We start from the raw sequence: 14,471 nt of genomic DNA, 5'->3' as shown, positions 1-14,471 counted from the left end.
TGACTATCTCTGCGAGCAGTTACGCTCGCCTAGACTGATTGTTGCGTAAGTCCTATAATGATAGGCATAAGATAAAAAGCCGTTAAACAAAAGGAATAGCACAGATAATATCGAGATGTTATTGTGCTACTTGGTGATGCTTGACAGGACTTAGCCATTTTTAGCCTATTTATATGGTGAGTGAACTGAAAACACGCTCTAGCTAAAATGTCCCAGTAGCCAATTTTCTAAGCGGCGTAACGGTATACGCAGTCTCTCCGAATGAATGGCCAATCCACCACTCAGACCAACTGCACAGCCGAGCGCTGTATCGAGCATACGTGCTTGTATGATTGCCTCAGCAACAAGTGGTGTCGCCGTCATGCTGCCATACTCTGCGATAAATATCGTCAGCGGCGTGATAAATATCACAGCCATGCCATAATGCCTATCGACCAATGACTCAATCAACAACATCATGACTAGTATAGATACAGCCACACCCCATATCGACAGCCCCCATGACAACATCCAACCAGCGACAGCCATCCCCGCTACAGTGCCTAATAGCCGATGCAACTGTTTAATCCACATCGTTCGTAGCTGCATGCCTTGAATAATGATAAAACAACTCATCGCCGCCCAATACGGGTAAGGCATCTCAAACAGTACAGCGATGGCCAATGTCAAGCTAACAAAGCCCGCTACAATTAGGCTGTCACCAATGGTATCTGTCTCATATCGATAGACAGGAGCAGGCAGAACAGGCCGCGATATTAATAAAAACAGCGTATATAACAGGGCGAGTAACATCGAAAAGCCACTGCCTAACATCACTAGCCCAATCGCAGATAATACTTGTGTTAGCGGTACCGTTATAAATAATGCTATCGCTCCTGCCATCATCACAAATAGACCTGAAGGTAGTGGCTGCCGATAATAACGACCCAACATCACAACACAAAACGCGATCAGAGCAAATACTGGCAACCGAAGCCAAGGCAACTGCTGAGCAATCAAACCTAATGCAAAACTGAGTGCCATAGCAAAGCCCCAAGCCATGACTGTAACCAACCGATATGGTAGTGCACCTGATAATGGTAAGTTCAAGATAATCATTGCACCTAGCGACGCTTTGATACCTGCAGACAAAACATCAAAATACGCCCCAGTAAATACTGGGAAACTAATCGCAATTGCCGCGATAATGGGCATGTGCCACGGTCTTTGACTACGGTTAACAGTGAGTAAGTGTCCTAGCTCACCTTTCATTAACATCTTTATGCGAGTCAATAATCTGGTCAGCCACGATACTTGATTTTTCTTGTGCATGAATGCACTCATAACTGTCTTTCCTTATGCCATAAGTACAATGAATGACATTTTTCTACTACGATTTTATTTGTGATAAATATACACTCAGTCATAAGTCTTAATAAAAAGTGACATTTTAAACACAACTAAATTTTTTAATTTAACTTAAAATACATGAATATTAGTTATTAGTTATATATTTGTGGCTATAGAAGACTTATACTGATATCAGTGCCACAACAAACATTTTAGCTAAGACACCTTAACGGCAATCAAAGTGGATGAGCTGTTCTTTATAGATTTTACCGACAATCACTGATACTACCTACCTTTACTAAAATAACTAAATAATCGTTGATATAAACCGTGGCTTATATGCCAAGCCAACAGTCTATGATAGCGAACAACCAAAGAGAATGATTATGTTAACTTATAAAGCACCTCTACGTGATATCAAGTTTTTGATCAATGATGTTTTTGACTTTCAAACCCATTATAAAGACTTGGATAACGGTGAGAACGCAGACTCTGAAACAGTTGATATGATTTTGCAAGGCATGGCTGATTTCGCTGAAAACGTCCTCGCTCCGATCTATCAGCCAGCTGATGCAGAAGGCTGTCATTTTGACAATGGTGAAGTCACCACGCCTAAAGGCTTCAAAGAAGCCTATGATCAGTTTGTCGAAGGCGGTTGGCAAGGTATTTCGTACCCTGAAGAGTTTGGTGGCATGAACTTACCTATGTCTATCAACCTAATCAAAGCAGAAATCATCGGTACGGCTAACTGGCCTTGGGCAATGTATCCTGGTTTATCAACAGGTTGTATCAATACCATTTTGCAATATGGTACAGATGAGCAAAAAGAAACTTACTTGCACAAACTGGTTGAAGGCTCTTGGGCTGGTACTATGTGCTTGACTGAACCACAATGTGGAACAGATTTGGGACAAGTCAAATCAAAAGCCATTCCACAAGATGATGGCTCTTACAAACTTAGCGGTACCAAAATTTTCATCTCAAGCGGTGAACATGACCTAACGGAAAACATCGTACATATCGTATTGGCTCGCCTACCAAATGCACCAGAAGGCACACGTGGTATCTCGCTATTTATCGTACCGAAATTTTTGCCAAATACTGATGGCGAAATAGGCGAACGTAATGGCGTCACTTGTGGTTCTATCGAGCACAAAATGGGTATTAGCTCATCAGCGACTTGTGTATTGAACTTTGATGACGCAGTCGGTTACCTAATTGGTGAACCAAACAAAGGCTTAAAAGCCATGTTTACCTTTATGAACACCGCACGTATCGGTACTGGTATCCAAGGTTTGGCGCATACAGAATTGTCATTCCAAAATGCACTACCGTATGCAAAAGACCGTCGTTCTATGCGTACGCTATCTGGCACTAAAGAACCTAAAAAAGTAGCGGATGCCATCATCCATCATGCTGACGTACGTCGTATGCTACTGACCCAAAAAGCCTTTGCTGAAGGTGGTCGCTCGATGATTTATCACTCAGCGCGCTATGCGGACAAAATGGCACAAGGTATCGCCAACGGCAATGACGAAGAGTTTGAAAAGTGGGATGACAAATTAGGTTTCTACACCCCTATTTTAAAAGGCTTCTTAACCGAGCTAGGTATCGAAGCTGCCAAACACGGCCAGCAAGTATACGGTGGCCATGGTTATATTAAAGAATGGGGTATGGAGCTGATTGCTCGTGATGCCCGTATCGCGACCATGTACGAAGGCACCACTGGCATTCAAGCATTAGATTTGTTAGGTCGTAAAGTCATCTTACAGTCTAAAGGTAAGATCATTCGCGACTACACCTCAAGTATCATGAAATGGTGTGGCGAGTATGCGCTTGATAAAGACATGCGCAAGTTTGTATGGGCACTGACTAAGCTGTGTGCTGAGTGGAATACTTTAACAGTACGTTTGATGCTAATGGCACGTAAAGATCGTGAAATTATCTCTGCTGCTTCAGAGGATTTCTTAATGTACTCAGGCTATGTGATGATGGGTTATCATTGGGCACGTATGGCGGCGGTTGCTTACGACAAGCTTGAAAACGGTGGTACTGAAGCGCCAGAATTCTACAAAGCAAAAATCCAGACTGCGGAATTCTACTTTGATAAGCTGTTGCCACGTACCTCAGGTCATGCTGAATCAATGGTCGCACCAAGTGAAAGCATGACGTCAATGGATATCGAAAACTTTGCTTTCCTAGACTAGGATTAAAAAACTAATCAACGATGCATAAAAAAGCGCCTATATTTAGGCGCTTTTTTGTACGTAACAGATATTCATTGAGATATTTGGCTCAATCGTTCTGACCTTAGCTGCCTAAAACTTTTTTCTTATACACTGCACTTAACTCTACAACCTCAACACATATTTGTAGAGAGGTACGATCTGATTGTGCTGTTGCCAGCTCTGCTTCTAATGTCGTCATTAATATCTCAGACAACTCATTACGTATGGTCAGATCACGGCCTGCCATCAATTTAAAATTAGCATAGACAAATCCATTCACCTGTTCATCATCTTCTACGCCAACCAAAAATGTCTCAAGAGGTACGATGCGTGCTTTGATATCCGTTGGCTTACCAAAATGTCCACTATTCCATAGTGCTTGATTTAGAGACTTAAGCAATGACTCTTCATGAGGGATACTGACATTAGGAGTCGCTTGCAAGGTTAAGTGTGGCATGAGTATATCCTTATAAAACATGAGTAAAAGTAAAATTATTATAAAAGAATAAACGTATTTGATATCAGCGACAATACTTTTTAGTCATCAACAATCTAATCATCAATAATGTTACTAAAATGTGCCTTAAGCGTGCTAGCCAACTGTAAAGGTGGCAACTCAATCTCTAATCCTCGGCGACCAGCACTGACATAAATCGTAGGCTGAGACTCTGCTGAGCTATCGATGATAGTCGCTAAGCGTTTCTTTTGACCTAATGGGCTAACACCGCCCAACACATAACCAGTACTGCGCTCCACTTGTTTTGGCTCTGCCATTTGCACTTTTTTGCACGATAGCACTTTATTAGCAGATAAGGCTTTCGCCATTTTCTTAAAATTCAGCGTTTTATGAACTGGCAAGATAGCAACAGCCAATGTACCCGACTCTGTCATGACGACCAAAGTTTTAAAAACTTGTGTGACATCCACTCCGAGCTTTTCTGCAGCTTCTAAACCAAAGGAAGGCGCATTACTGTCATGAATATATTCGTGCAATTGATAGTCAAGATTTTGCTGTTTGGCAAGATTGATAGCTGGAGTCATAGTAATTTAACGTATTTTAATGAAAGGAATAGGTAAATAATAATATCATTGAGGACATATCCTCCCTAGAATATGTCTTCACTCTAAAAATGATGATAAAGATAAACTACCATCAAACGAAAAAAATAACACAGATAATATAGGGATATTGACCAGCCATTTAACGATATTTGGCTATTTTTAGCCCAGTTAGATGACCATCGTTTGGATTAAAAACAGCCCCTATTCGAACTATTGGAGAATGTATAAAACAAACTTTAGCCCACAAATGAGTAATCCCTCAATACTAATATTAGCAGTATATATCGCTTTGATGGCTTTTATGGCATTATAAGCACAATATATTTAACTACTTTTGATACTCATTATGATACCCAGTTTCTTAAAGAATAAGTTTCTAAAAAAACGGACTGTCAAAGCGACAGCCACAAATAACAAAGCGGCTACTACTGATGCCAACCTAAGCACTACTAAGCCTTATTCAAGTGCGCCAATAAACCAGATTTATCGCAAGCTGTCTGGTCAAATGCTCGATGTGGCTGTCAAACCTAAACTATTAGGTGAGTTACCGGAGTTTGAAGCTGACGATCAGACGATCAGTTTTTACGTACTACAAGAGTATTCACGCTCCAATAGTATTTTGATTGACTTACAGACGCAAGAGTACAATTTGCCACCCGCATTAGTTGGCGTAGAAGATACTACTCATAATATTAAAGAAAATGCAGCCATTATCTTTTTGAACCATCCAAATGCTAAAAACAGTCAGTTGTCACCGCGCCTATCACGTCTCGTATCTGCTGTATTGCAATATCCAGATCTCAAAGTGCGTTTGGTACCAGTATCTATCCTATGGGGACGTGCACCAGAAAAAGAAGACTCCCTATTTAAGCTACTGACCGCTGATAACTGGCAAGACCCTAGTATCACCAAACAGTTATTTAATATTGGCGTAATGGGACGCGATACCTTTGTGCAATTTCATCCACCACAAGATTTGCGTACCTTCATCAATGATAGCCTTACAGGTAATATAGAAGGACCTGCTATTTTTGATTCTCTAGCTGCTGATTTAAAAGATAATCTAGACAACGATAATGGCATAGAACAGACTGACAAAGCACCAAATTATGCGCTGGTAGCAACCGCTGATAGTAATCGCGAACTGGTTCGTATATTGCAGCAACAGCTGTCGATTTATTTAGACAAACAACGTGCCAGCATGCTCGGTCCTGATTTATCAGACCGCCGTAACCTGGTAGATAAACTAGTGTACTCACCTGCCATCAAGCATGCAATAGAGACAGAAGCTGCAGAAACAGGCACAACGACCCGCGAAGCTCGAAGCGTGGCAAAAGGCTATGCCAATGAGATGGTCAACGACTACTCTTACCCCATCATTCGTGTCTTTGACCGATTTTTAACCTGGTTGTGGACGCAGTTATATGATGGTGTTGATGTGCATCATTTTGAGCGAGTACGTGAGCTGGCCACCGATTATGAAATTATTTATGTGCCATCTCATCGCAGCCATATCGACTATATGTTGCTGTCTTATGTGATTTATAAACGCGGATTAAGTATTCCTTATGTGGCAGCAGGTGATAACCTTGATGTGCCGGTATTAGGGCCTTTGCTACGCGGTGCCGTTGCGTTCTTTATTCGTCGTAGTTTTCGTGGCAACGCGTTATACACCTCTGTATTGCGCGAGTATATGCACACATTAATCACTCGAAACACGCCCATAGAATACTTTATTGAAGGTGGTCGCTCACGTTCAGGTCGCTTACTGCCACCGAAAATGGGCATGCTAGCCATGACCGTGCATAGCCAATTACGCCAAACCAATAAGCCTGTCGTCTTTATTCCCACCTACATTGGTTACGAGCGTATTATGGAAGGCGGCACTTATATTGGCGAACTTAAAGGTAAGCCAAAAGAGTCTGAATCTTTGATTGGGTTAATCAAAGCGGGTCGTAAAATTGAGCGTATTTTTGGCAACGTACACTTAAGCTTTGGTACGCCACTACACCTTACCGAGTTTATGAAAAAATTCGATGTGACAGCCAATAGCTTACCTGCAGATCGCACGGATACACCTATGGATGACAAGGCCAGCTCTATGGTCGACAACATCGGTGTAAAAATCATGCAGCATATCAATAAAGCAGCAGTGGTGACTCCCGTATCACTGTTATCTTTAGTGCTACTGTCGGCACCCAAAGCAGCTTTAGATGAAAATAGCTGCCGAGAGCAAATTGCGCTCTACCAAGATTTGGCCCAACAACTGGCCTACTCAGATGATAGCGTAGTTACCGACATGACGCCGCAGCAAATCATCGATTACGGCATTAAGCTCAAACTTATCGAACGAACGCCGCACATTTTGGGTGATATCATTCAGGTCGCAGGCAAGCAAGCGCCGCTACTCAGTTATTTCCGCAATAATATCTTGCATGTGTTTATTTTATTGTCTTTCTTATCTGCATTAGTGGCTCGCAATGGCCGTATCAGACGTAGCCGTTTAGACAGTATCGCTGAGCAGTTGTACCCATTTTTACAGACTGAACTGTTTTTGTATTATCCAGCACATAGTTTAGCCGATACACTCGACAAAAAAGTCGATAACTTACTCTCTCACGGGCTAATTGTAGAACTCGGTGATGGCATACTCAGCGTTCCTGAGTCGAATAGCAAGCACTACCAACAACTGCAAGCACTCGCGACTCCAGTTGGACAGAGTCTTGAGCGTTACTTTATGACCCTTGCCCTACTCGCCCAGCAAGGCTCGGGAAATTTAACCGAAAATGAAGTTGTAGATTTGTGTCAGTTACTTGGACAGCGTCTGTCGGTACTATATGCCGATGACATTCCTGATTTCTTTGATCGTGCCTTATTTACCAGCTTTATCAGTGCGCTAACGCGACTCGACTATCTACAAAAAGATAGTGAAACAGGCGTACTTACTTTTGATCAACGTATTCATGACATCGCTCATCACGCTAAGTACGTGCTGACGCCTGATATGATGAAAATTTTGCAACAGGTCGCCAGCTTAGACGATGCCGAAATCACTCATGCTATTACTGAAATTAGTAATAAAAAGCAGCGTAAATTTGGCCGTAAGCGTTAGGTTTTAGGATTATCATAAAAAGAGTCAAGCTTCTATGCTTGGCTCTTTTTTTGTGAAAATACCTAGCAACTTAAAAAACATGATAAGTATCGACATATAACCAAAGGCAAATATGGCTCCAGTAACAGGTGCCAATGCTCTACCTGTGTCTGAAGTCACTCTCATCATAGCCTGTTGTTGCGCCTCACTTCTCTCATCTGATGAAAAAGACCCATTGTCATCTAAATCAAAAACATCAAGCTGAGCTTGTAGATAGGCATCGGTAAAGTAAACACCAACTTGAACCAGCAACCACACCAAAAAAGTACCAATCAAAAATATTTGCCAAGAAGCCAAACGAGATTTCTGTGAAAACTGATGCTTATAAACCATCACAATAGGCAATACTATCATTGCAAATATAGTTAATAGTTGTGATATTTCGAATATTTTTCCCATGACTTATCTCTTAAACAACAAAAAAGGCATAACCTAAGTTATGCCTTTTTTTTGCAACCATAATGTATTATTTGTGGTTTTTTCTTGAATTTATTCTAATTAGAAATCTTCTTATACTTGGCACGTTTAGGACTGGCATCATCACCCATCGTCTTTTTACGATATGCTTCAAACTCAGTGTAGTTACCATCGAACCAAACTGGGCCTTCTTCTTCGAATGCCAATATATGAGTAGCAATACGATCAAGGAACCAGCGATCATGCGACACTACCATTACCGTACCTGGGAATACTTGAACCGCATCCTCTAACGCACGTAGGGTTTCGATATCCAAGTCATTTGATGGTTCATCGAGTAGCAATACGTTCGCGCCCTGCTTTAGCGTCTTCGCTAGTTGCAAACGGTTACGCTCACCACCTGACAGTTGACCGACGTGTTTTTGCTGATCTGAGCCTTTAAAGTTAAAGCGACCGATATAGGCACGGCTTGGCGTAGTGTAGTCGCCAACCGTAATGATATCTAGGCCGTCTGATACTTCTTCCCAAACGGTTTTGTTGTCATCTAGATGGTCACGTACCTGACCCACATAGGCCACTTTAACACTTTCACCCAAATCAACTGAACCAGTATCTGGCGTATCACGCTCGGTAATCATGTTAAATAGCGTGGTTTTACCCGCGCCGTTAGGGCCAATAATACCTACGATTGCGCCAGCTGGTACATTAAAGCTTAGGTTTTCGTAAAGCAAACGGTCACCAAATGACTTGGAGATATCGTTAACTTCGATAACTTTATTACCCAAACGTGGACCAGGTGGAATATAAATCTCAGAGGTCTCATTGCGTTTTTGGAACTCAGTTGAGTTCAACTCTTCAAAACGCTGCACACGAGATTTAGACTTGGCTTGCTGACCTTTTTGATTTTTTCGAATCCACTCAAGCTCTTTTTTCAGTGCTTTAGCAAATGATTCTTCTTGCTTGTTCTGCTGCTCTAGACGCGTGTTCTTTTGCTCTAGCCACTCAGTATAGTTGCCTTCGTACGGATAGCCGTGGCCACGGTCAAGCTCTAATATCCACTGTGCCACATTGTCTAAGAAATACCTATCATGGGTAATAGCAACGATAGTACCGCTGTAGTTTTGCAAGAACTGCTCTAGCCATGCAACTGATTCGGCGTCCAAATGGTTGGTCGGTTCATCAAGTAGTAGCATATCAGGACGAGACAATAACAAACGACACAGTGCCACACGGCGTTTTTCACCACCAGATAGCTTGCTGACATCAGCATCCCAAGGTGGCAGACGCAATGCATCAGCCGCTTTTTCCAATTGGGTGTTTAGGTTATGCGCATCCCAAGATTGGATGATATCTTCCATCTTGCCTTGTTCTTCAGCCAATTTATCAAAATCAGCATCAGGCTCGGCATATTCAGCATAAATAGCATCTAAACGTGCTAGCGCATCTAGCGCTTCACGCATACCATCTTCAACGTTACCGCGTACATCCTTGCTGTCATCAAGCTGTGGTTCCTGCGGCAAATAACCGACTTTGGTACCTGCTTGCGCGCGTGCTTCACCACTAAATTCAGTATCCACGCCTGCCATAATGCGCAGCAAGGTTGATTTACCTGAACCATTGATACCCAACACACCAATTTTGGCACCTGGGAAAAATGATAGGTTGATATTTTTTAGAATTTCACGCTTAGGGGGAACAAGTTTTGACACGTTGTTCATCGTGTAGATATATTGAGCCATTCACACTCCGATAGACTGCATAGAAGAGGCTAGCAAATCATACTTAGCAATGATGCCAAGCACGCCACACCTCAAAATCAGGGTTACACATTATAAGTCATTATCGCATTGTGGCGCATACCCTGCAAGCCAACAGATTGTTTTAGCGTTTGTTTTACTGCTTTTGTCACTGAGTATGCTGCTTTCTACCAAAAAGCAGAAATGAAATGGACTATCGACTTGTCTTGTTTAACATTTTGATTCATAACTGTTTTATAAAGACCACAAAAAGCAGTAGCAAACCTTACGAAAAATTAATTAATAACCTTTAAAGTATTAGATTATCTTAACAAGATTATCTGACATAGTTTAAACAGCACTCACTCAGAAAGCTTAAAACATTAAAAAAGGTAACCTGTTTATGGCTATTGGCTATCGCCCTGAAATTATCCAACGTGCGTTTGTTGATTTTGTTGGGTCACACTTGCATCCGTTTTGGTCTTTGACCCGTCCTAAGTTGCGACTGATTACACGGCAAGTAATCAATGATGACTTAATAGCCCTACAGTTCGAAGGCAACTATGCTTTTAATCGGCAAGTATTTGATCGACAACTGGGCTGGCACGGGGGCCAATATATTGGATTAACAGTCATTATCGATGGCATTCATCATCAGCGTCATTACTCATTGGTTGGGTTGCCAAAGCAACCGTTATATTTATATGCTGGCATCGACAATACTAAGAATAAACAGTCGCATATCATTACTATTGCCATTAAACCTCAAGGATTGGTATCTAACTATCTAACACAGCAAGCCAAACTCGGTACGATATTCGATAGTGGTTTACCAAGTGGCGAATTTACGCTCACACAGTCAAAGATTAATGTGCAGTCAAAAACGAATACACAGCGAGCCAAACATCAGCAAACTTTACCGACGTCATCGTCCTTACTATTCATAGCTGGTGGCAGTGGCATTACTCCCATGGTAGGGCTTATCACACAAGCCTTAGAGCAAACTCATCAAAATCGCATTGTTACGTTGCTGTACTACAGTCGCATACCGCTGGCAGAGACACCTTTTTTAGAACATTGGCGGCAGTTAAAAGAGCGCTATCCAAATTTTAACTATCACTTTATCAATACAGAAGACCCCAATAGTTATTTGGCTAGCACACGATATCTCAGTTCTGACAGCTTGCTCGCGCTCAACTTGCCATTAGCAGAGACGCAGATATTTGCTTGTGGATCGCAAGCATTGTTAGCTGGCTTATATGAAGCTGCCGCAGAAATAACTCTCCCTACAAACAAACAGCTACGTGATAACATCATAGTAGAGAGCTTTGGTAATGCTCTGGTCGGTTTCAACATGGATGGCTATCAAACATTCGATAAAACAGTATCTGTAGAAGAACACACTGTCTATTTGCGGTCACGGCACAGACAGTTTAGCAGTGACACAACCATACTGATTGCTGCTGAAAAGGCTGATGTAAGGCTAGCGCATGGCTGTAGACAGGGTATTTGCCAGCTATGCCGCTGTAATAAAGTTAGCGGTGTGGTACAAAACATTCAAACAGGCAAGATTAGTCATGAGGGCTACGAGTCTATTCAGACCTGCATCAATATCGCGATGACCGATGTGGTGTTAGATATTTGAGATTTGAGATATACGCAACATGTACAAGCATGTTTAAACATTCGTTGTCTCATCCGATATTAGTCGCCTTAGTTAAGGAGTTTTTATGCGTTTATTACCGCCTATGTTCACTGCACGGTCTGCCGTATCTGCATTTTCGACAGCGACGGATATACCATCGAAACAAAAGCTCTATCCAACATTGACGGGGGCACAGCTACCAAAGGCACGCAGTGATGCGCTAGCTGATGAATTAAACACGTTATATAAAGACGTTATGAGTTCACTAGGCCGCGATGATGCACGTTATATTCAGCGCATATATACCACGGTGGTCTACAGCGAGATTGGCTCACGTATTTTACTGGCGGCGGTTGGACGCATGCCATCTAAACGTAAAATGATAGCAACGTGGCTACTTGGCACCTCTCTACTAAGCTTTAGTAAAATCCTAAATAACATGGAGCTTGGGCATAATGTCATGCATGGGCAATATGACTGGATGCAACACCCTTATCTAAATAGCCAAAAGTTTGATTGGGACATCGTCTGCCCTGCTCCGCTATGGCAGCATTCACACAATTATCTGCATCACACATTTACCAATATCGTGGGTCGTGACCACGATGTCGGTTATCATTTAATTCGTGTGACGGATGAGCAACCTTGGACCCCAAGCGATCGCTACAACTTACTTAATACGATGTTTTTGGCTTTAGGGTTTGAGTGGGCCGTTGCTTTTCATGACATTCAGATTAGTGTTGATGAATATGCTGAGTCTCCACAGCTAGCAGCAATCATGCAGCCTAAATCTCGTGGCCTATTTGCCAAAATGGCAAGGCAGGTCGGCAAAGACTATATTGCATTACCTGCTGTAGCAGGAGCGTTATTAGGTCGGCGTAGTGCTATGACGACATTGAGTGGCAATATCACGGCCAATGTTGCTCGTAATTTATGGACTTGGGCCGTGATATTTTGTGGACATTTCACGGAGCAGGCTCATGTTTATACTGAGCTTGATGAAAATGAAAGCAAGGGTGAATGGTATGTGCGCCAGATTCTTGGCTCTAGCAATATAAAAGGCAGTAAATTTTTTCATCTCTTGACGGGGAATTTGTCGCATCAAATTGAACATCATCTCTTTCCTGATATGCCCGCCAGACACTATGCTCGCATCGCTCCGAAAATACAGGCCATATGCCAAAAATACGAGCTACCTTATAATACTGGGCACTTTGGTCGTCAACTTCGACAAGTTATCGGGCGCATCCATCACTTTAGCAAACCAAGTACGGCAGAATGGCAAGCTTATTTACAATCACAATTACCCGCATCGACTCATACTGTCAAAGAAAAGACTAAAGACGTTCCTGTCATACGTGGATTGGGGAAATACCTTCCTCCAGTCATGCGCCAAGCTTTATTTTATGCTTAACGCATTCAGGCGTATTGCACCTACCGCATGCTTTAGATCGCTTAGAGAATAAAAATATGTATCGACTTTAAAAATCAGGTCACTTTATAATCATAGTACCTAATAACAAATAACATTTTATAATAACGGAGAGTAGTAATGAGCAACCAAACTGCTAAACAGCCTATAAAAATCACTCACGATATAGAAGCTAAACGATTTGAGACTGCTATCGATGACCATATTGGTTATATAAGTTATCAAGAGCAAGATGATAAGCTAGTCTACGATCACACCATCGTACCGCAAGCACTTGGTGGGCGCGGCATCGGATCGGCATTGGTCAAGCACGCGCTCAATTATGCACGTGAGAATGGCAAAAAAGTCGTACCTCAATGCTCGTTTGTATCATCATACATCAGCAAACACCCTGAATATCAAGACTTACTCTAACCTAACTCCAGAATATATTAGCTATCAAAAATAAGCGTATTAACAACACACTACCCTCCTGCTAATTTGTTATCTAATCCGATGTATTTATCTTTAAATATATGGCAAGATAGCAAATACAGGCGGGTTTTCTAGCTTATAATCATTACAAAATAAAGCACGCTGAAATTTCTTTAGTACCGTTAATGGTAGGATAAAAAGTGTGATAGATATCATATTAGATAGCAGCTATAGTTATAATGTTGCGACTAATATTTTTTAAAAAACCACTTTATAGCTAGTACAAAATAATTTAGATATAAGAGAGGCATGCGAAACTATGTCAAATAATAGACTGAGCAAACCTAACACTATATTTACTTATATAGGACTGGCTATAATATAACAATAAAGGTTATTAATATGAGTAGCTTATCTCAAGAACAAGTCGACCTACAATTAGAAGAGCTGACTGGTTGGGAGCGCGATGGCAATGCTATCGTGAAAACCTATCATTTTAGCGATTTTATTGAAGCTATGAGCTTTATGAACCAAGCAGCATTTTATGCGGAAGCACTTGAGCACCACCCAGAATGGCGCAATATATACAACATTGTAGAAGTACGTTTAACAACCAATGACAGCAACAGCATCACCAGTCATGATATTCGTCTCGCCAAACGCATGGAGTATATTATTCAGCCAAAAGGCTTATAATCGAATTTGATTGACAGTCATACGCTTAGAACTTTGAAGCTTATATTTTTCATGGTGACATATTTGTTACTCAGATAAATACTTTAAAATAAACACGTCAGAAAAATTAGCCATAAAAAAGTCCTCATAATATTATGAGGACTTTTTTGTTTGACGATTTTTTATTTAATATTTGGTGGTGTATCAAAAAGTATGCTGGAGTAATAAAAGAAGGGTGACAGCCGAAGCAAGATGATATATTTGAGGTTATGAAGACACAAATACAGATCAATTGCCCCGACTGTCACAGTCCCAGTTTAAAGAAAAACGGCAAAAAAAGCTATGGCAAGCAGAACTACCAGTGCAAGGACTGCAAACGTCA

General features: G+C 41.5%; 12 protein-coding genes. 7 read left to right on the top strand and 5 right to left on the bottom strand.

Annotated elements, in window-relative coordinates; translation table 11 throughout:
- Positions 1-198: 198 nt before the first annotated feature.
- Positions 199-1,323 carry an FUSC family protein gene (locus EI164_RS09965; protein WP_192519815.1) on the bottom strand — a complete coding sequence of 375 codons (1,125 nt, stop codon included), beginning with the start codon at positions 1,321-1,323 and terminating at the stop codon, positions 199-201.
- A gap of 392 nt (positions 1,324-1,715) precedes the next feature.
- Between EI164_RS09965 and EI164_RS09960 the strand changes: the two genes are divergently transcribed.
- Complete coding sequence (locus tag EI164_RS09960; RefSeq protein WP_192519814.1) at positions 1,716-3,536, top strand: acyl-CoA dehydrogenase C-terminal domain-containing protein; 1,821 nt, start codon at positions 1,716-1,718, stop codon at positions 3,534-3,536.
- A gap of 103 nt (positions 3,537-3,639) precedes the next feature.
- On the opposite strand, the gene EI164_RS09955 is transcribed toward EI164_RS09960, so the two are convergent.
- A complete protein-coding gene (locus tag EI164_RS09955; protein WP_192519813.1) occupies positions 3,640-4,014 on the bottom strand; it encodes a 5-carboxymethyl-2-hydroxymuconate Delta-isomerase in 375 nt (124 codons plus the stop codon).
- Positions 4,015-4,109: 95 nt separating this feature from the next.
- Positions 4,110-4,598, bottom strand: coding sequence for a Cys-tRNA(Pro) deacylase (gene ybaK / locus EI164_RS09950; RefSeq protein WP_192519812.1), 489 nt, complete (start codon positions 4,596-4,598; stop codon positions 4,110-4,112).
- Between the two features lie 367 nt (positions 4,599-4,965).
- On the opposite strand from ybaK, the gene plsB reads away from it, so the two are divergent.
- Positions 4,966-7,731, top strand: coding sequence for a glycerol-3-phosphate 1-O-acyltransferase PlsB (gene plsB, locus EI164_RS09945; RefSeq protein ID WP_192519811.1), 2,766 nt, complete (start codon positions 4,966-4,968; stop codon positions 7,729-7,731).
- Between the two features lie 24 nt (positions 7,732-7,755).
- Here plsB and EI164_RS09940 read toward each other — a convergent pair whose 3' ends face one another.
- Both EI164_RS09940 and ettA read right to left on the bottom strand, forming a co-directional pair.
- The gene (locus EI164_RS09940) at positions 7,756-8,169 is read right to left on the bottom strand and encodes a hypothetical protein (protein WP_192519810.1); all 414 of its coding nucleotides are present in this window, start codon (positions 8,167-8,169) and stop codon (positions 7,756-7,758) included.
- Positions 8,170-8,264: 95 nt separating this feature from the next.
- Complete coding sequence (ettA, locus tag EI164_RS09935) at positions 8,265-9,926, bottom strand: energy-dependent translational throttle protein EttA (RefSeq protein WP_192519809.1); 1,662 nt, start codon at positions 9,924-9,926, stop codon at positions 8,265-8,267.
- A gap of 400 nt (positions 9,927-10,326) precedes the next feature.
- On the opposite strand from ettA, the gene EI164_RS09930 reads away from it, so the two are divergent.
- From EI164_RS09930 to EI164_RS09910, 5 genes are all read left to right on the top strand, one after another.
- Positions 10,327-11,568, top strand: coding sequence for a flavin reductase family protein (locus EI164_RS09930; protein WP_192519808.1), 1,242 nt, complete (start codon positions 10,327-10,329; stop codon positions 11,566-11,568).
- 85 nt (positions 11,569-11,653) lie between these two features.
- Complete coding sequence (locus tag EI164_RS09925) at positions 11,654-12,982, top strand: fatty acid desaturase family protein (protein WP_192519807.1); 1,329 nt, start codon at positions 11,654-11,656, stop codon at positions 12,980-12,982.
- Positions 12,983-13,120: 138 nt separating this feature from the next.
- A complete protein-coding gene (locus tag EI164_RS09920) occupies positions 13,121-13,414 on the top strand; it encodes a GNAT family N-acetyltransferase (RefSeq protein ID WP_192519806.1) in 294 nt (97 codons plus the stop codon).
- Between the two features lie 402 nt (positions 13,415-13,816).
- Positions 13,817-14,110 (top strand): 4a-hydroxytetrahydrobiopterin dehydratase, encoded by a 294-nt coding sequence (locus tag EI164_RS09915; protein ID WP_192519805.1) that lies wholly within the window; start codon positions 13,817-13,819, stop codon positions 14,108-14,110.
- 248 nt (positions 14,111-14,358) lie between these two features.
- A partial coding sequence (locus EI164_RS09910) for an IS1 family transposase (RefSeq protein ID WP_192519804.1) occupies positions 14,359-14,471 on the top strand: 113 nt, incomplete at its 3' end.

Source organism: Psychrobacter sp. FME13 (assembly GCF_014861395.1).
Taxonomy (GTDB): Bacteria; Pseudomonadota; Gammaproteobacteria; order Pseudomonadales; family Moraxellaceae; genus Psychrobacter.
The sequence above is the reverse complement of the archived record's forward strand: the minus strand, read 5'-3'. Positions and strand labels throughout refer to the sequence as shown.

Excerpts from the sequence above, each read along its gene's own strand:
- plsB (WP_192519811.1), top strand. The coding sequence starts at position 4,966 with ATGATACCCAGTTTCTTAAAGAATAAGTTTCTAAAAAAACGGACTGTC.
- EI164_RS09915 (WP_192519805.1), top strand. The coding sequence starts at position 13,817 with ATGAGTAGCTTATCTCAAGAACAAGTCGACCTACAATTAGAAGAGCTG.
- EI164_RS09940 (WP_192519810.1), bottom strand. The coding sequence starts at position 8,169 with ATGGGAAAAATATTCGAAATATCACAACTATTAACTATATTTGCAATG.
- EI164_RS09960 (WP_192519814.1), top strand. The coding sequence starts at position 1,716 with ATGTTAACTTATAAAGCACCTCTACGTGATATCAAGTTTTTGATCAAT.
- EI164_RS09930 (WP_192519808.1), top strand. The coding sequence starts at position 10,327 with ATGGCTATTGGCTATCGCCCTGAAATTATCCAACGTGCGTTTGTTGAT.
- EI164_RS09925 (WP_192519807.1), top strand. The coding sequence starts at position 11,654 with ATGCGTTTATTACCGCCTATGTTCACTGCACGGTCTGCCGTATCTGCA.
- EI164_RS09965 (WP_192519815.1), bottom strand. The coding sequence starts at position 1,323 with ATGAGTGCATTCATGCACAAGAAAAATCAAGTATCGTGGCTGACCAGA.
- ybaK (WP_192519812.1), bottom strand. The coding sequence starts at position 4,598 with ATGACTCCAGCTATCAATCTTGCCAAACAGCAAAATCTTGACTATCAA.
- EI164_RS09920 (WP_192519806.1), top strand. The coding sequence starts at position 13,121 with ATGAGCAACCAAACTGCTAAACAGCCTATAAAAATCACTCACGATATA.
- EI164_RS09955 (WP_192519813.1), bottom strand. The coding sequence starts at position 4,014 with ATGCCACACTTAACCTTGCAAGCGACTCCTAATGTCAGTATCCCTCAT.
- ettA (WP_192519809.1), bottom strand. The coding sequence starts at position 9,926 with ATGGCTCAATATATCTACACGATGAACAACGTGTCAAAACTTGTTCCC.